General features: G+C 67.4%; 15 protein-coding genes. 14 read left to right on the top strand and 1 reads right to left on the bottom strand.

Annotation, left to right across the window (positions count from 1 at the left end):
* Window positions 1-17: 17 nt before the first annotated feature.
* Window positions 18-914, bottom strand: a complete 897-nt coding sequence (locus ACQR13_RS12295; RefSeq protein WP_315750179.1) for a cobalamin B12-binding domain-containing protein — start codon at window positions 912-914, stop codon at window positions 18-20.
* 229 nt (window positions 915-1143) lie between these two features.
* Between ACQR13_RS12295 and bchF the strand changes: the two genes are divergently transcribed.
* Genes bchF through hemA form a run of 14 tightly spaced genes read left to right on the top strand, consistent with a single transcriptional unit; the run spans window position 1144 to window position 16751 of the window.
* Entirely contained in the window at window positions 1144-1743 is a 600-nt protein-coding gene (gene bchF, locus ACQR13_RS12300; RefSeq protein ID WP_316201213.1) for a 2-vinyl bacteriochlorophyllide hydratase, read from the top strand.
* On the top strand, window positions 1740-3026 hold the full coding sequence (locus ACQR13_RS12305) for a ferredoxin:protochlorophyllide reductase (ATP-dependent) subunit N (RefSeq protein WP_316193179.1): 1287 nt from the start codon (window positions 1740-1742) through the stop codon (window positions 3024-3026). The genes bchF and ACQR13_RS12305 overlap by 4 nt, the downstream gene beginning before the upstream one ends.
* Window position 3027: 1 nt before the next feature.
* Window positions 3028-4584: a ferredoxin:protochlorophyllide reductase (ATP-dependent) subunit B gene (gene bchB, locus ACQR13_RS12310; RefSeq protein WP_434841328.1), complete on the top strand. Its 1557-nt coding sequence runs from the start codon at window positions 3028-3030 to the stop codon at window positions 4582-4584.
* On the top strand, window positions 4559-8149 hold the full coding sequence (locus ACQR13_RS12315) for a magnesium chelatase subunit H (protein WP_434841327.1): 3591 nt from the start codon (window positions 4559-4561) through the stop codon (window positions 8147-8149). The genes bchB and ACQR13_RS12315 overlap by 26 nt, the downstream gene beginning before the upstream one ends.
* Window positions 8146-9051: a ferredoxin:protochlorophyllide reductase (ATP-dependent) iron-sulfur ATP-binding protein gene (bchL, locus tag ACQR13_RS12320; RefSeq protein WP_316172518.1), complete on the top strand. Its 906-nt coding sequence runs from the start codon at window positions 8146-8148 to the stop codon at window positions 9049-9051. Before ACQR13_RS12315 ends, bchL begins: the two co-directional genes overlap by 4 nt.
* 13 nt (window positions 9052-9064) lie before the next feature.
* The gene (gene bchM, locus ACQR13_RS12325; RefSeq protein ID WP_316172517.1) at window positions 9065-9766 is read left to right on the top strand and encodes a magnesium protoporphyrin IX methyltransferase; all 702 of its coding nucleotides are present in this window, start codon (window positions 9065-9067) and stop codon (window positions 9764-9766) included.
* Window positions 9763-11193, top strand: coding sequence for a BCD family MFS transporter (locus ACQR13_RS12330; protein ID WP_434862863.1), 1431 nt, complete (start codon window positions 9763-9765; stop codon window positions 11191-11193). The genes bchM and ACQR13_RS12330 overlap by 4 nt, the downstream gene beginning before the upstream one ends.
* Before the next feature lie 19 nt (window positions 11194-11212).
* The gene (puhA, locus tag ACQR13_RS12335; protein ID WP_316193176.1) at window positions 11213-11995 is read left to right on the top strand and encodes a photosynthetic reaction center subunit H; all 783 of its coding nucleotides are present in this window, start codon (window positions 11213-11215) and stop codon (window positions 11993-11995) included.
* Window positions 11992-12642 carry a photosynthetic complex putative assembly protein PuhB gene (gene puhB, locus ACQR13_RS12340; protein WP_315714325.1) on the top strand — a complete coding sequence of 217 codons (651 nt, stop codon included), beginning with the start codon at window positions 11992-11994 and terminating at the stop codon, window positions 12640-12642. The genes puhA and puhB overlap by 4 nt, the downstream gene beginning before the upstream one ends.
* 16 nt (window positions 12643-12658) lie before the next feature.
* Window positions 12659-13126, top strand: a complete 468-nt coding sequence (puhC, locus tag ACQR13_RS12345) for a photosynthetic complex assembly protein PuhC (RefSeq protein WP_316169206.1) — start codon at window positions 12659-12661, stop codon at window positions 13124-13126.
* Complete coding sequence (locus ACQR13_RS12350; protein ID WP_315714327.1) at window positions 13123-13428, top strand: hypothetical protein; 306 nt, start codon at window positions 13123-13125, stop codon at window positions 13426-13428. The genes puhC and ACQR13_RS12350 overlap by 4 nt, the downstream gene beginning before the upstream one ends.
* A complete protein-coding gene (acsF, locus tag ACQR13_RS12355; protein WP_316169205.1) occupies window positions 13425-14486 on the top strand; it encodes a magnesium-protoporphyrin IX monomethyl ester (oxidative) cyclase in 1062 nt (353 codons plus the stop codon). Before ACQR13_RS12350 ends, acsF begins: the two co-directional genes overlap by 4 nt.
* A 13-nt stretch (window positions 14487-14499) precedes the next feature.
* Window positions 14500-15543, top strand: a complete 1044-nt coding sequence (puhE, locus tag ACQR13_RS12360) for a putative photosynthetic complex assembly protein PuhE (RefSeq protein ID WP_316169204.1) — start codon at window positions 14500-14502, stop codon at window positions 15541-15543.
* Window positions 15540-16751, top strand: coding sequence for a 5-aminolevulinate synthase (hemA, locus tag ACQR13_RS12365; protein ID WP_434862864.1), 1212 nt, complete (start codon window positions 15540-15542; stop codon window positions 16749-16751). Before puhE ends, hemA begins: the two co-directional genes overlap by 4 nt.
* The last annotated feature ends 45 nt before the right edge of the window (window positions 16752-16796 follow it).

Here is a 16796-nt window from a genome sequence, read left to right on the forward strand (position 1 = left end):
CTTCACTGCACCCTCAGCTATCGCCGTTCGGTCAGAAGACTCACGACGTGCCGGGCTTGCGAAGCCTCTCTGCTCGGATCGGAGACGACACCGTCGCCGCCGACCAGGAGAACGAGTTCAGGCCGTTCAATAAAAGCAGGACCGCAGACCAGCACGCCGACATCCTGGTTGGAGGACTCGCGCCGGACCATCCTTATGTTCGAGGCAAGATCGTCAAGCTTCTTGTCGCTGTTGGCGAAGAACTCGACGACGTTGAACCACTGCGAGCGAAGCGTCTCGACGAAGCCGCGATCGGCCGTGTCCGGCTCGATCCAGGTCTCGAAGCCGTCGCGACGGAAGAACTCGCCGGCCAGCACGAGACCGAACATCATGTGGCCCAGCTCGCGCCTGTCGCCCGGCGCCGTGGTCAGCAGCACGCGCAGCCCCGCGGGCGCGACCGAGAGCTCGGCGCAGAAGGCCGAGCTGAAATGCCGCAGCAGCTGCTGCAGCCGCCACAGCGCGAGCGTGACGTCGGCGAAGTCGCGCTCGTCGTCGGCCCACAGATGGCGCAGATGGTTCGCGGTGGGGACCAGGAGATCGAGATAGATGCGTTCCAGGGTCTCGCCGTGATCGCGATGCGCCTGGATGCAGGCCACCGCGCCAACATCGTCCGCATCCAGCACGAGTTCGGCGAAATCGGCCGCCTCCTGCGCCGAGGCCGTGATGATTGCCGGGACGCGTTCGAGCGCGGAGGCATGGGCCATCACGAGCCGCGGAATGATCTCGGCTTCGATCGCGTCGTTGAGTTGGGGGTGACGTGTGTTGCGCAGCGGCGCGATGATGCGCGGCGATGCAGGCGCATGAAAGCCGGGCTGCCCACGCTTCGTCCGAAAGCGGGCTCGCGGAAATCGGGCTGTCTCATTGAGCTCGGTCATAAGCGCCTCCCCTCCATATGAGCGCACGTCACTCGTTGCGTCAATATTATTTGACGTCAATTTTGATTGACACTCTTCCTGCCCAGGTCTAGCGTTTCCCCATCGGGCTCGCACTCGGGGATTTGCGATGCGCCACCTGCGAACTGCACAACGTAGCGCTGATCAGACCGAGTGCGGTGCACCACAAATCCCCCTGTGGTTGTCGTCATCGCATCACTGGGCACCGATGTTGTCAAATCATCTTTACACATGGTGTGACGCCCAGTTCACATCCGCCACCGATCCGTCGCTCTGGAACCAGCTCTGCTTCGCGCCTGAACCGGCGCCGCGTGCAAAGCGGCAAGCGCTTTACACGCCTGAGGAAAAGCGCCGGCGCGACGCCACGCCATGGACCCTGGTGCAGGGCATTCTGGCGCCGCTGCAATTCCTCGTCTTCCTGATCAGCCTCGGACTCGTGGCGCGCTATCTCGCGACCGGCGAGGGACTCTGGCTCGCGACCGCCTCGGTCGTTCTGAAAACAGCGCTGCTCTACACCATCATGATCACCGGCTCGATCTGGGAGCGGGTCGTGTTCGGGCGTTATCTGTTCGCACCGGCCTTCTTCTGGGAGGACGTGTTCTCGATGCTGGTGATCGCGCTGCATACGGCCTATCTGGCCGCGATCATCGGTCATATCGGCGGCGCCCAGCAGCAGATGCTGCTCGTGCTCGCCGCCTACGCCGCCTACGCGATCAACGCCGCGCAATTCCTGCTCAAGCTGCGCGCGGCACGGCTGCAGGACGAGGCGATGGCGCCGGCCGCCGTCACCAGCGTGGAGCGCGCGTCATGACCATTCCCGCGCAAGCCTGCACCGTTTCAGCTGCATCGTCACCGGATGGCGTGCTGCGCGAGCGCGGACAGCGCGAGGTGTTCTGCGGCCTCACCGGCATCGTCTGGCTGCATAGGAAGATCCAGGACGCGTTCTTCCTCGTCGTCGGCTCGCGCACCTGCGCGCATCTGATCCAGTCGGCCGCCGGCGTCATGATCTTCGCCGAGCCGCGCTTCGCCACCGCCATCATGGAGGAGCGCGATCTCGCCGGCCTCGTCGACGCCAATGACGAGCTCGACCGCATCGTCGCACAGCTGCTGGCGCGTCGGCCCGAGATCAAGCTGCTGTTTCTGGTCGGCTCCTGCCCGTCGGAAGTGATCAAGCTCGACCTGTCACGCGCGGCGCTGCGGCTGTCGCAGCGCTTCTCACCTGATGTGCGCGTGCTCAACTACTCCGGCAGCGGCATCGAGACGACGTTCACGCAAGGCGAGGATGCCTGCCTCGCGTCGCTGGTGCCGGTGCTCCCCGCAGCCGATCGGGCTGCGCGGCCATCGCTGCTGGTGGTCGGCGCGCTCGCCGATGTCGTCGAGGACCAGTTCAGGCGGACCTTGGCGGCAATCGGCGTCGACCAGGTCTCCTTCCTGCCGCCGCGCCGCTCCTCGGAGCTGCCCGCGATCGGCCCCGAGACGCGCGTGCTGCTGGCGCAGCCCTTCCTCGGCGACACCGCACGTGCGCTCGAGGAGCGCGGTTGCCGCCGCATCGCTGCGCCATTTCCGCTCGGCGGCGAAGGCACCGCGCTGTGGCTCGCAGCCGCCGCCGACGCCTTCGGTGTCTCTCGCCCCCATGTCGAGCGGACCCTCGCGCCGCTGAAGGCGCGGGCCGAGCGCGCGCTGGCGCGCTACCGCGCGCAGCTCGCCGGCAAGCGCGTCTTCCTGTTTCCGGACTCCCAGATCGAGATCCCGCTGGCGCGTTTCCTGGCGCGCGAGATCGGCATGGAGCTGGTCGAGGTCGGCACGCCCTATCTGCACCGCGATCATCTCGCCTTCGAGCTGAACCTCCTGCCCCAGGGCGTCCTGCTCAGCGAAGGCCAGGACGTCGAGCGCCAGCTCGACCGTTGCCGCGCCGCGCGGCCCGATTTCGTCGTGTGCGGGCTCGGCCTCGCCAATCCGCTGGAGGCCGAGGGTCTCACGACCAAATGGTCGATCGAGCTGATCTTCACGCCGATTCAGGGTTTTGAGCAGGCCGGCGATCTCGCCGAGCTGTTCGCGCGGCCCTTGCTGCGTCAAACCAGACTGGCGGTGTGAGATGCAGCTGTCGGTCTGGACCTATGAAGGACCTCCGCACATTGGCGCGATGCGCATCGCGACCGCGATGCGCGACGTGCACTACGTGCTGCACGCGCCGCAGGGCGACACCTACGCCGATCTCCTGTTCACGATGATCGAGCGCCGCGACCGCCGCCCGCCGGTCACCTACACCACGTTCCAGGCGCGCGATCTCGGCGGCGACACTGCGGATCTGCTTCAGAGCGCGGTGCGCGCCGCTTACGAGCGCTTCCAGCCGCAGGCGATGCTGGTCGGCGCGTCCTGCACGGCCGAGCTGATCCAGGATGATCCCGGCGGGCTCGCGCAGGCCTTGAAGCTTCCCATTCCGGTGATCCCGCTCGAGCTGCCGGCCTATCAGCGCAAGGAGAATTGGGGCGCCTCGGAAACGCTCTACCGGATTGTACGGGCGTTGGCTGCGTCTTCCGCAGATGGCTCCCCCCGCCGTGAAAGGAAGACAGGCGCCCGTCCAGTCTGCAACCTGCTTGGTCCGACGGCTCTCGGCTTCCGTCACCGCGACGACCTCGCGGAAGTGACCAGGCAGGTTGTGGAGCTCGGCATCGAGATCAACGTCGTCGCGCCGTGGAACGCGACGCCGGCCGATCTCGCCCGCCTTCCCGGCGCCGATTTCAACATCGTGCTGTATCCCGAGATCGCGCTGACGACGGCGCAATGGCTCAATCGCCAGTTCGGCCAGCCTTTCACGCGCACGATCCCGATCGGCGTCGGCGCGACGCGCGACTTCATTGCGGAGGTCGCAGGCCTCGCCGGCGTCGATGCCGCGCCGGTGCTGGCGCGCAGCGAGAGCCGGCTGCCGTGGTACTCGCGCTCGGTCGATTCGACCTATCTCACCGGCAAGCGTGTCTTCATCTTCGGCGACGCGACCCATGCGGTCGCCGCGGCGCGCGTCGCGACGCAGGAGCTCGGCTTCGAGGTCGTCGGCCTCGGCACCTATGCCCGCGAGTTCGCCCGCGAGATCCGCGAAGCCGCCGCGATCTACGGCGTGGAGCCGCTGATCACGGATGATTACCTGGAGGTCGAGGCCCGCGTCGGCGAGCTGCGCCCCGAGCTCGTGCTCGGCACGCAGATGGAGCGCCACATCGCCAAGCGGCTCGGCATTCCCTGCGCCGTGATCTCGGCGCCGAGCCATGTGCAGGACTTCCCCGCGCGCTACTCGCCGCAGATGGGGTTCGAAGGCGCCAACGTGCTGTTCGACACCTGGGTGCATCCTTTGATGATGGGCCTGGAGGAGCATCTGCTCGGCATGTTCCGCGAGGACCATGAATTCGCCGATCACGCGCCGTCGCATCTCGGCGCAGCACCGGCCGCGCCGCCGCAGCAGCCGCAGCTGCGCGTCGTCGAAACCAACGTCACCACCGAGCTTGCCTGGGCGTCCGACGCCGAGCGCGAACTGACCAAGATCCCCTTCTTCGTGCGCGGCAAGGCCCGCCGCAACACCGAACGATTCGCGCGCGAGCGCAACGTCAACCTGATCACGCTCGAGACCTTGTACGATGCCAAAGCGCATTTCGGTCGCTGACGTCACACCCATCCGGGTGGTGATCGTGACGATGGACAGCCATCTCGCCTCGGCTGCCGTGCGCGCGCGCACGGCGTTGCAGGCGGAGCTGCCCGGGCTCGATCTGAAGGTGCATGCGGCCGACGAGTGGGGCTGCAATCCGACCGCGCTCGAACATTGCCTCGCCGACATCGCCACCGGCGACATCGTCGTCGCCACGATGCTGTTCATGGAGGACCACATCCAGCCGGTGCTGCCTGCGCTGCAGGCGCGGCGCGATCATTGCGACGCGATGATCGGCTGCCTGTCGGCCGGTGAGGTGGTGCGGCTGACGCGGCTCGGCAAGCTGACGATGTCGGGCTCGGCCACCGGCGTGCTCGGCCTGTTGAAGCGGCTGCGCGGCAGCAACCGTTCCGGCAATTCCAGCGGCCAGGGCCAGATGAAGATGCTGCAGCGGATGCCGCGTCTGTTGCGCTACATCCCCGGCACCGCGCAGGACCTGCGCGCCTACTTCCTCACGCTGCAATATTGGCTCGCCGGCTCCGAGCAGAACTTTGCGAACATGGTGCGCTTCCTGGTCGGCCGCTACGCCGACGGCCCGCGCGCCGCGCTGCGTGGCGAGACCAACGCGGCCGAGCCGGTGACCTATCCGGATGTCGGCCTCTATCATCCGCGGCTGTCGCCGCGGATCATCGAGCGCGCCGACCAGTTGCCGGCCCTGGCGAAGCCGGCCGGCCGCGTCGGCGTGATCTTGATGCGCTCCTATCTGCTCGCCGCCAACACCGCGCATTATGACGGCGTGATCGCAGCGCTGGAGGCGCGCGGGCTTGCGGTCATTCCGGTGTTCGCCTGCGGGCTGGACTCGCGCCCGGCGATCGAGCGCTATTTCCAGAAGGACGGCGTTGCCACCGTCGATGCCGTGATCTCGCTCACCGGTTTCTCGCTGGTCGGCGGCCCCGCCTACAATGACGCGCGCGCCGCGGAAGAGGTGATGGCCGGCCTCGACGTGCCGCTGATCGCGGCGCATCCGCTCGAATTCCAGACCGTCGAGCAGTGGCGCGATGACGCGCGCGGGCTGACGCCGGTTGAAGCGACGATGATGGTCGCGATTCCCGAGCTCGACGGCGCCGTCGGCCCGACCGTGTTCGGCGGCCGCTCGGCGATGGCCGATGCCGGCCGCGACATGGCCTCGCTGCCGGAGCGCGCGGCGCAACTCGCCGCGCGTGTGGCCAGGCTCGTCGAGCTGCGCCGCTCCGCGCGCGCCGAGCGGAAGCTCGGCGTGGTGTTGTTCAACTTCCCGCCGAACGGCGGCAGCGCCGGCACCGCCGCCTATCTCTCGGTGTTCGAGTCGCTGCACAATGTAATGACATCGCTGCGCGCGGCGGGCTACACGATCGACGTCCCCGACACCGTGGACGCGCTGCGTGCGCGTGTGCTCAAGGGCAACGCCGAGCGCTTCGGCACCGCCGCCAACGTCGCGGCGCGCATCCCGGTGGATCAGCATGTCCGGCGCGAGCGCCACCTCGCCGAGATCGAGAAGCAGTGGGGGCCGGCGCCCGGCCGTCACCAGACCGATGGCGCCAGCCTCCTCGTGCTGGGCGAGCAGTTCGGCAATCTGTTCGTCGGCCTGCAGCCGGCGTTCGGCTACGAAGGCGATCCGATGCGGCTGCTGTTCGAGCGCAGCTTTGCGCCGACGCATGCGTTTGCGGCGTTCTATCGCTGGCTGCGCGAGGATTTCCTTGCCCACGCCGTGCTGCATTTCGGCACCCATGGCGCGCTCGAATTCATGCCGGGCAAGCAGGCCGGGCTGTCCGCGGAATGCTGGCCGGAGCGTCTGATCGGCGACCTGCCGAACTTCTACATCTACGCGTCCAACAACCCGTCCGAGGGCGCGCTCGCCAAGCGGCGCGGCGGTGCCACCCTGATCAGTTATCTCACGCCCTCGATCACGCGCGCCGGCCTCTACAAGGGGCTCGCCGATCTGAAATCCTCGCTCGACGCCTGGCGCAATCTGTCGCCGGACGCGACCGAGCAGGTGAGGGGCGACAGCGCGGCGCTGATCCAGGCGCAGGCGGCGGCGGTCGATCTTGCCGCGGCCGAGCCGCTGTGGGGTGACGAGCGCGATGCCAGCATCGGCGCGCTGTCCGCGAGCGTGCTGGAGCTGGAATACTCGCTGATCCCGCATGGCCTGCATGTCGTCGGCGCGCCGCCGCCCGAGGGGCAGCGGACCGAGCTGCTCGACCTCGCCGGCATCGCCGATCCGGCCAAGCGTGCCGAGCTCGACAGGATGCTCGCCACCGACGGCGAGACGCCCGCGATCCTGCACGCGCTCGACGGCGGCTACATCCGCCCCGTGCCCGGCGGCGATCTGCTGCGCAACACCGACGTGCTGCCCACCGGCCGCAATCTCCATGGCTTCGATCCCTTCCGCATTCCCAGCGCCTTCGCGCTCAAGGATGCCGAGCGCCAGGTCGCGCGGCTGCTCGCCCGCCATGCAGGTGAAGGCCACAAGCTGCCCGAGACAATCGCGCTGGTGCTGTGGGGCACCGACAATCTCAAGACCGAGGGCGGGCCGATCGCGCAGGCGCTGTGGCTGATGGGCGCCGAGCCACGCCATGACAGCTATGGCCGCCTCTGCGGCGCGAAGCTGATCCCGCTGGAGCAGTTGGGCCGCCCGCGCATCGATGTCGTCATCACTCTCTCGGGCATCTTCCGCGACCTGATGCCGTTGCAGACCAAGTTGCTCGCCGAAGCAGCGCTGCTTGCGGCGTCCGCCGACGAGCCGGCCGACATGAATTACGTGCGCAAGCACGCGGTCGCGTTCCAGGCCGCGCATGGCGGCGAGCTGGCGGATGCGTCGCTGCGTGTGTTCGGCAATGCCGAGGGTGCCTATGGCGCCAACGTCAATCATCTGATCGATTGCGGCGCCTGGACCGATGAGGACGAACTCGCCGACGTCTACACACGGCGCAAGGGCTTTGCCTACGGCACCGACGGACGCCCTGTCCGGCGCGACGCGTTGCTCGGCCATGTGCTGGCCGGCGTCGATGCGGCCTATCAGAACGTCGACTCGGTCGAGCTCGGCGTCACCACCATCGACCATTATTTCGATACGCTCGGCGGCATCAGCCGCGCGGTGAAGCGCGCCAAGGGCGAGGCGGCGCCGGTCTATATCGGCGACCAGACCCGCGGCGAAGGCACGGTGCGCACGCTGTCGGAGCAGGTGGCGCTGGAGACCCGCACCCGCACGCTCAATCCGAAATGGTACGAGGCGCTGCTCGCCCACGGCTATGAGGGCGTGCGCCAGATCGAGTCGCACGTGACCAACACGGTCGGCTGGTCGGCCACCACGGGCCAGGTCGCGCCCTGGGTCTATCAGCAGATCACGACGACCTTCGTGCTCGACCCCGCGATGCGCGAGCGGCTTGCCTCGCTCAATCCGGCCGCGTCCGCGAAGATCGCCAACCGACTGATCGAGGCGCATGAGCGCAACTACTGGACCCCGGACCCTGACATGCTCGACGTGCTGCGCAAGGCCGGGGAAGAGCTCGAAGATCGCCTCGAAGGCGTGGGAGTTGCCGCATGAACGTGACATTACGACCGCCGCTGACAACGGCGCCGCGGCGCCCCGATGGGGCCGGCAGCGTCCAGGTGCAGCTCGATCCGAACGTCGTCATCGACACCGCGAAGGTGTTCTCGGTGTATGGCAAGGGCGGCATCGGCAAGAGCACGACGTCGTCGAACCTCTCGGTCGCGCTGTCCAAGCTCGGCAAGCGCGTGCTGCAGATCGGCTGCGATCCCAAGCACGACTCCACCTTCACCTTGACCAAGCGGCTGGTACCGACGGTCATCGACATTCTCGAGCAGGTCAATTTCCACGCCGAGGAGCTGCGCCCGGAGGACTTCGTCTACCAGGGTTATAACGGCGTGATGTGCGTCGAGGCGGGCGGGCCGCCGGCCGGCACCGGCTGCGGCGGCTACGTCGTCGGCCAGACCGTCAAGCTGCTCAAGGAACACCATCTGCTCGAAGACACCGACGTCGTGATCTTCGACGTGCTCGGCGACGTCGTCTGCGGCGGCTTCGCAGCGCCCTTGCAGCACGCCGACCGTGCGCTGATCGTGGCTGCGAACGACTTCGACTCGATCTTCGCGATGAACCGCATCGTCGCCGCGATCCAGGCCAAGTCGCGCAACTATCCGGTGCGGCTCGGCGGCGTGATCGCCAACCGTAGCGCAGCGACGGACCAGATCGACAAGTTCAACGAGCGGGCCGGCCTGAAGACGGTGGCGCATTTTCCCGATCTCGACGTGATTCGGAAGAGCCGGCTGAAGAAGTGCACGCTGTTCGAGATGGAGCCCTCGCCGGACGTCCACCGTGCCCAGAACGAATATCTGCGCCTGGCGGCCTCGCTGCTGGCCGGCAGCGAGCCGATGCAGGCGGTGCCGCTGAAGGACCGCGACATCTTCGATCTCCTTGGCTTTGATTGAGTGGAGCCAGCCGATGACCTCAGCGCAATATCTCGCCCGCCGCAGTGAAGTGGAGACCTATTTCGACCGCACCGCGGTCGCCGCCTGGACACGGCTGACGTCGGATGCGCCGGTCGGCCGCATCCGCGCCACGGTGCGGGCCGGCCGTGACGAGATGCGGCGGACGCTGCTGTCATGGCTCCCGCTCGATCTGCGCGGCGCGCGCATTCTCGACGCCGGCTGCGGCACCGGCAGCTTCTCGATCGAGGCGGCCCGTCGCGGCGCCGATGTCGTCGCCGTCGACATTTCGCCGACCCTGATCGAGATCGCCCAGCGCCGGCTGCCCGACGACATCAGCCGCAACGCCATTCAGTTCGTCGCCGGCGACATGCTCGATCCCAGGTACGGCGGCTTCAACTTCGTCGTCGCGATGGACTCGTTCATCCACTACCGCGCCGAGGATGCCGTGCGGATTGTCGCCGGTCTGGCCGCTCGCACCTCCGACGCGATCCTGATGACCTATGCGCCGCGCACGCCGATGCTCGCCGTCATGCATGCCGTCGGTGGCGTGTTCCCGCGCGGCAACCGCGCGCCGTCGATCGAGCCGGTCGCCGAGCAGAAGCTGTATCGCCTGATCGCCGACCATCACGATCTCGCCGACTGGCGCTGCGCCCGCAGCCGCCGCATCGCCAACGGCTTCTATATCTCGCAGGCGCTGGAGCTCCGCCCGGCATGAGCGCACGCGCACCATCGATCATGCAGGCGTGGATGCGGCTGTCGTCGCGCTATCTGCCGTTTGCGGATGCCGCCTCGACCGAGCTGCCGCTGTCGCGCCTGATGCGGCTGTCGCTGTTCCAGGTCTCGATCGGCATATCGGTGGTGCTGCTCAACGGCACGCTCAACCGCGTCATGATCGTGGAGCTCGGCGTGCCCTCCTGGCTGGTCGGGACCATGGTGGCGCTGCCGCTGGTGTTCGCACCGCTGCGGGTGCTGATCGGCTTCAGGTCCGATCATCACCGCTCGGTACTCGGCTGGCGCCGGGTGCCCTACATCTGGATGGGCACCCTGTTGCAGTTCGGCGGCCTCGCGATCATGCCGTTCGCGCTGCTGCTGCTGTCGTCGGCCGATGCGCCGGGCCAGGTGATTGCCGGCCGTCTCGGTGCGGCGCTCGCCTTCCTGCTGGTCGGCGCCGGGTTGCACACCACGCAGACGGCAGGCCTGTCACTCGCGACCGACATCGCGCCGGAGCATTCGCGTCCGCGCGTCGTCGCCTTTCTCTACGTGATGCTGATGTTCGGCATGATGGCGAGCGCGCTGACCTTCGGTGGGCTGCTAGCCGAGTTCAGCGAGATGCGGCTGATCCAGGTGATCCAGGGCGCGGCGCTGACCGAGATGGTGCTCAACGTCATCGCGCTGTGGAAGCAGGAGGCGCGTGATCCGTCGCGCACGTCGGCGGCCCGCGAGCGGCCGCGCTTCGGCGACTCCTGGCGACACTTCCGGGAGGCGGGTGGCTCGGCACGCGTGCTGCTCGCGGTCGGGCTCGGCACCGCCGGCTTCACCATGCAGGACATCCTGCTGGAGCCTTACGGGGCTGAGATCCTGCATCTGACCGTCGGCGAGACCACGGCGCTGACCGCCTTGTTCGCCGCGGGCACGCTGGCCGGCTTCGGTCTCTCCGCGCGCCGCCTCGGCAAGGGCTCCGATCCCTATCGGATCGCCGCCGTCGGCGGACTGGTCGGGCTGTTCGCCTTCTCTGCTGTCATCTTCTCGGCGCCGCTGGCCTCACCCTTGTTGTTCCGGATCGGCACCACGCTGATCGGTCTCGGCGGCGGGCTGTTCGCCGTGGGCACGCTGACGGCGGCGATGGCACTGGTGCAGAACGGCGAGAGCGGGCTTGCGCTCGGTGCCTGGGGCGCGGTGCAGGCGACGGCGGCGGGGCTCGCGATCGCCGGCGGCGGCGCCATTCGCGATGTGATGTCGCAGCTCGCGCTGGATGGCCGCCTCGGCGTCGCCCTTGCCGGTCCCGCGACCGGCTACAGCATCGTCTACCACGTCGAAATCGCGCTGCTGTTCGTCACGCTTGCGGTCATCGGACCGCTGGTGCGGCGGCGAGCGGCGGAGCCGCAGCAACTACAATTCGGAATCGCTGAATTTCCAGGTTAGCCCGGTCGGGGAGGAAACCATGCAGACGTCTTTCACGAGCTACATCGATGTCGCCCAGGTGGTGCTTTACGGGTTCTGGGTGTTCTTCGCAGCCCTGATCTTCTACCTGCGCACCGAGGACAAGCGCGAAGGCTATCCGCTGCAGTTCGAGGGCCGCGTCGGCCGCCGGACCGCCTCGAGCGGTCACGGCTTCCCGACCCCGCCGAGCCCGAAGACCTACCACATGCATGGCGGCCGCACCGCGACCCTGCCGAACTGGGACAACGACCGCGCCGATGCGCCGGTGACGCCGATGTATCCCTGGCCGGGCACGCCTTATCTGCCGACCGGCAATCCGATGCTCGACGGTGTCGGCCCGGGCTCCTTTGCCGCGCGCAAGGACGAGCCGGAGCTGACCATCGACAACATCCCTGCGATCGTGCCGCTGCGCGTCGACGGCAGCATCTTCATCGCCTCCGAAGATCCGGATCCGCGCGGCATGCCAGTGCTGGGTTGCGACGGCAGGCTCGGCGGCAAGGTTCGGGAGGTCTGGGTCGACCGCGCCGAGATGCTGATCCGATACCTCGAGGTCGAGGTCGACGGCATCGTCGGACGTCACGTGCTGCTGCCGATGACCATGGCCATCGTCGACAGGTCGCGTAAGGCGGTGCTGGTCGATGCCATCCTCGGCTCGCAATTCGCCAGCGTGCCGGGCCTTGCCAACCCCGACCAGGTCACCAAGCTCGAGGAAGACAAGATCGTCGGCTACTATGGCGGCGGTCATCTCTACGCGACTGCTGCACGGCAGGAGCCGCTGCTGTGAGTACGCGCAGGGAGATGGACACGCTGATGCTGCCGGAGGGCGAGCGGCTGCTTTGGCAGGGACAGCCCACGGTGAAGGCGCTGCTGCTGCGGGTGTTCCACCTGCGCCTCGTGCTGGCTTATTTCGCGGCGCTGTTCGGCGCGCGCGTTGTGGCGGGCGTGCTCGATCATCAGCCGCTCGCGGCCTCGGTCGTCGGCGCCTCGTCGCTGGTGACGCCGGTGGCACTGGCGACGCTGCTGCTCACCGGGCTCGCGGTGCTCTACAGCCGCACCACGCGCTATACCATTACCAGCCGGCGCGTACTGCTGCAGTTCGGCGCCGTGTTGCCGATGACCCTGAACGTGCCGTTCAAGCAGGTGGCACGGGCGGATGCGAAGCTGTTCTCCGATGGCTCCGGCGATCTGCCGCTCGGCGTCACCGCGCAGCAGCGGCTGTCGTATCTGCTGCTGTGGCCGCATGCGCGGCCGTGGCGGCTGAACGAGGTCGAGCCGATGCTGCGCGGCGTTCCGGACGCCCGCAACGTCGCCGAGATTCTTGCCAAGGCGCTGGTTGCGGCGTCGGATGGCGCCGTCGCCGCGCAGCCGCTGCCGACAGCCAATGGTCAGTCGCAAGGCGCACCGCCGGCGGCGGTCGCCAGCGCGGCGTGATCGGGAGGAGGGCGCGATGAGCAACGCCGATAGCCATGCCGAAGCCGAGATCATCATTCCGAGGGGCGCGCTCCGCGCGGCCTTCGCCCTGGTCGCCTTTGCCCTGCTCGCGGCCGGCGTCGGCCGGGTCACGGGTATCGGCACGGTGCGCAACGACCACGTCACGGCGGTGCAGTCGACGGCGCTGCGGTTCGAGGACCGTGCCGATGGCGGCATTGCGGTGGTGTCGCCCGACAGCGGCAAGCTCGTGACCGTGGTCGAGGCCGGCGGCGATGGCTTCCTGCGCACCGTGCTGCGCAGCATGGCCTTCGACCGCCAGCGTCACGCGATCGGATCGGGCCCGGCGTTCACGATCAACCGCTGGTCCGACGGCCATCTGACACTGGACGATCCCGCCACCGGCCGGCGGATCGATCTCGCGCCGTTCGGCGCCGACAACATGCGCCGGTTCACGGGATTGATGGCGATGGGAGAGCCGCGATGAGAGGATTATGGGCCGCCGGGCCGCGCCGCTTCGACATCGGCTGCAGCATCGAGATCGAGCAGACCTCCGAGACCTTGCATGCCCATGTCACGCTCGACCGCGACGTCAACATTCGTCCGGGCGACGAAGTGCTGATCCAGGGCGCGCCGATCGTGGTGAAGTTCGGCGAGCAGCTCAACCTGCGCCGCACCGCCACGGTGGTGCGGGCAGGTCCCTTGAAGCGCCTGATGATGCATGTCGCGGGCTATCTCGAGCTCACGGAATTGTACGACGTCAGCTTTTCGGACGGGAGGGTCAGATGATCGCGATGGAAGGCGGAAGCGGCAACATCTCCACCAAGATGGCATTGGAGGACACGATCCTCACGCCGCGCTTCTACACCACCGACTTTGCGGCGATGGACCGGCTCAACGTCGACCTGGTGCGCCGCGAATGGGATGCGGTCATGGCCGAGCTGCGCGCCGACCACAACCGCAAGCACTTCGTGCGCACGCCGGAATTCGAGAAGGATCTGAACGAGCTGCCCGAGGCGCTTCGCATGGAGTTCAAGGACTTCCTGGTGTCGTCCTTGACCGCCGAGTTCTCCGGCTGCGTGCTCTATGCCGAGATCAAGAAGCGGATCACCAATCCCGATATCCGCGAGCTGTTCCAGTTCATGAGCCGCGACGAGGCGCGCCATGCCGGCTTCATCAACGAGATCCTCAAGGATCACGGCATCGGCGTCGACCTCAGCTTCCTCACCAAGACGAAGAAGTACACCTACTTCAAGCCGAAGTTCATCTTCTACGCGACCTATCTGTCCGAGAAGATCGGCTACGCCCGCTACATCACCATCTATCGCCAGATGGAGCGGCATCCGGAGCGCCAGTTCCACCCGATCTTCAAGTGGTTCGAGCGGTGGTGCAACGACGAGTTCCGGCACGGCGAGGCGTTCGCGCTTCTCATGCGCGCCGATCCGAAGCTGCTCAGCGGCCTCAACAAGCTGTGGATCAAGTTCTTCCTGCTCGCGGTGTTCGCGACGATGCATGTCCGCGACCACATGCGCCCCGCCTTCTACGAGGCGCTCGGCATGCCGGTGGACGAGTACGACATGCGCGTGTTCCGGATCACCTCGGAGATCTCGCGTCAGGTCTTCCCGGTCATGCTGGACATCGATAATCCGCGCTTCTGGGCCGGCTTGAAGCAGCTGCGCCAGGTGTCGGAGGCGATTGCCGATGCCAAGGCACAGGGGGGCATCATGGGCACGCTGAAGCGCGCCGTGCTGCCGCTCAAGGCGGCGCTGACCTTCGGCCGGCTGTACATGCTGCCGGCCAAGAGCAACGAGCTGCCACGGGAGATCAGGCTGCAACCCGCCTGGTGACAAGGAGCCGGCCATGGGCGCGACCGCGATTGCCATTCCCTACGTCGTGTTCGTCTGGTGGTTCTCGACCGGCGCCGTGCTGGCGCTGGTCGGGCTCGCCGCCCGCCATCCGGCCGCGTTCAAATGGGGCACGGCCGCGGCGTTCGTCGCGGCCCTGTCGGGCGTCGCGGTGTCGAGCCAGGCGGCGGAGGATGCCAACGCCTATTGCGCCTTCACCTGCGCCATTCTCCTGTGGGGCACGGTCGAGATGTCGCTGCTCGCCGGCTGGATCACCGGCCCGCGGCCCGAGTCGTGCCCGCGGGACTGCACACCGGCCTCGCGCGTCGGTTTCGCGCTGCAGGCGATCGCCTATCACGAGTTGGCGCTGATCGCGACCGCGGGCCTCGTCTTCGCGGTGACATCGGGCGCGCCCAACCGTCTCAGCTGGTGGACCTTCGCCGCGCTGCTGGTGCTCAGGCAGAGCGCGAAGATCAATTTGTTCCTTGGCGTGCGCACCCTGAACGACGAGCTGCTGCCGCAGCAGGTCCGCTTCATGCGCAGCTATTTTGCAAAGAAGTCCACCAACCCGTTGTTCCCGTTCTCGATTGCCGCGGCGACCACCGCGACCGTGATGGTCGCCGCTGCCGCGATCGGCGCAACGTCATCGTTCGACGGCGTCGCGCTGTCACTGCTCGCATCGTTGATCGCGCTCGGCCTGCTCGAGCATGGCTTCATGGCGCTGCCGATGCCGGTGATCAATCTGTGGCGCTGGAGCGCGCCAGTCGAGCCTGCCGTGCCTGCGATGGCGGTCGTGGCTGCCGCTCCCGCACCAGTGCCCGCGACGCCTTTGGTCCGGCCGGTGCTCGCGGTAGTCTCTCCTGCGCCGCAGGCCGAGCGTCCCGTCTCTGTTCAGAAGAATGCAGCAGCCGCAGCACGGCAGCGGCTCGAAGAGCAATTCCGCCAAGCCTATCGCCAGGCCCGCGCTGACGCGCAGGCGCAAACCATCACCGGACTGGCCGCGGTGCCGGTCACGCCGCCGGTCGATCCGAACACGACAGCACAGGGGGGAGTACCATGAACTACGAAGACTATTTCCGCCGCCAGCTCGACGGTCTCAGGCGCGAAGGACGCTATCGCGTGTTCGCCGACCTCGAGCGCAAGGCCGGCGCCTTCCCGCGTGCGACCTATCGTGGCCCCCATGGCGAGCGCGATGTCGCGGTGTGGTGTTCCAACGACTATCTCGGCATGGGCCAGCACCCCAAGGTTCTGGAGGTGATGCACGAGGCGCTCGACCGCTGCGGTGCCGGCGCCGGCGGCACCCGCAACATCAGCGGCACCAACCACTATCATGTCCTGCTGGAGGAGGAGCTCGCCGATCTCCACGGCAAGCAGGCTGCGCTCTTGTTCAACTCCGGCTATGTCTCGAACTGGACGTCGCTGTCGACCTTGGCTTCGCGCATGCCCGGCTGCGTGATCCTGTCCGACGAGCTCAACCACGCCTCGATGATCGAGGGCATCCGCCACAGCCGCTGCGACACCCGGATCTGGCGCCACAACGACGTCGCCGATCTCCACGACAAGCTGTCGGATCTCGATCCCAAGGCGCCGAAGCTGATCGCGTTCGAGAGCGTCTATTCGATGGACGGCGACATCTCGCCGATCTCGGACATCTGCGACGTCGCCGACGAGTTCAACGCCATGACCTATCTCGACGAGGTCCACGCCGTCGGCCTGTACGGTCCGCGCGGCGGCGGCATCTCGGAGCGCGACGGCGTGGCCGATCGCCTGACCGTGATCGAGGGTACCCTGGCCAAGGCGTTCGGCGTGATCGGCGGCTATATCACGGCCTCCAACACGGTCTGCGACTTCGTCCGCAGCTTTGCCTCCGGCTTCATCTTCTCCAGCTCGCTGCCGCCGGCGGTGGCGGCGGGGGCGCTGACCAGCATCCGGCATCTGAAGGCCAGCAATGCCGAGCGCGCCCGGCACCAGGACCGCGTCGCTCGGCTGCGTCGCCGGCTCGACGAGGCCGGCGTCAGCCATCTCGACAATCCCAGCCATATCGTGCCGGTGATGGTGCGGGATCCTGTGCTGTGCAAGCGGATCAGCGACATCCTGCTCGAGCGCTATGGCATCTATGTGCAGCCGATCAACTATCCGACGGTGCCGCGCGGCACCGAACGGCTGCGCATCACGCCGTCGCCCTATCATTCCGATGCGGATATCGAGCATCTCGTTGCGGCACTCTCGGAGATCTGGGCCGAGATGGGTCTCGCACAAGCGGCATGAGGTGACGCTTTCGCGCGGCGTTTGAGCCAGATCAAATTGTCAATA

Source organism: Bradyrhizobium sp. HKCCYLRH3059 (genome assembly GCF_051168035.1).
Classification (GTDB): Bacteria; Pseudomonadota; Alphaproteobacteria; order Rhizobiales; family Xanthobacteraceae; genus Bradyrhizobium.

Excerpts from the sequence above, each read along its gene's own strand:
- acsF (WP_316169205.1), top strand. The coding sequence starts at position 13,425 with ATGATCGCGATGGAAGGCGGAAGCGGCAACATCTCCACCAAGATGGCA.
- ACQR13_RS12315 (WP_434841327.1), top strand. The coding sequence starts at position 4,559 with ATGCCAAAGCGCATTTCGGTCGCTGACGTCACACCCATCCGGGTGGTG.
- ACQR13_RS12295 (WP_315750179.1), bottom strand. The coding sequence starts at position 914 with ATGACCGAGCTCAATGAGACAGCCCGATTTCCGCGAGCCCGCTTTCGG.
- bchM (WP_316172517.1), top strand. The coding sequence starts at position 9,065 with ATGACCTCAGCGCAATATCTCGCCCGCCGCAGTGAAGTGGAGACCTAT.
- ACQR13_RS12330 (WP_434862863.1), top strand. The coding sequence starts at position 9,763 with ATGAGCGCACGCGCACCATCGATCATGCAGGCGTGGATGCGGCTGTCG.
- hemA (WP_434862864.1), top strand. The coding sequence starts at position 15,540 with ATGAACTACGAAGACTATTTCCGCCGCCAGCTCGACGGTCTCAGGCGC.
- puhA (WP_316193176.1), top strand. The coding sequence starts at position 11,213 with ATGCAGACGTCTTTCACGAGCTACATCGATGTCGCCCAGGTGGTGCTT.
- ACQR13_RS12305 (WP_316193179.1), top strand. The coding sequence starts at position 1,740 with ATGACCATTCCCGCGCAAGCCTGCACCGTTTCAGCTGCATCGTCACCG.
- bchL (WP_316172518.1), top strand. The coding sequence starts at position 8,146 with ATGAACGTGACATTACGACCGCCGCTGACAACGGCGCCGCGGCGCCCC.
- ACQR13_RS12350 (WP_315714327.1), top strand. The coding sequence starts at position 13,123 with ATGAGAGGATTATGGGCCGCCGGGCCGCGCCGCTTCGACATCGGCTGC.
- puhE (WP_316169204.1), top strand. The coding sequence starts at position 14,500 with ATGGGCGCGACCGCGATTGCCATTCCCTACGTCGTGTTCGTCTGGTGG.
- bchB (WP_434841328.1), top strand. The coding sequence starts at position 3,028 with ATGCAGCTGTCGGTCTGGACCTATGAAGGACCTCCGCACATTGGCGCG.
- puhC (WP_316169206.1), top strand. The coding sequence starts at position 12,659 with ATGAGCAACGCCGATAGCCATGCCGAAGCCGAGATCATCATTCCGAGG.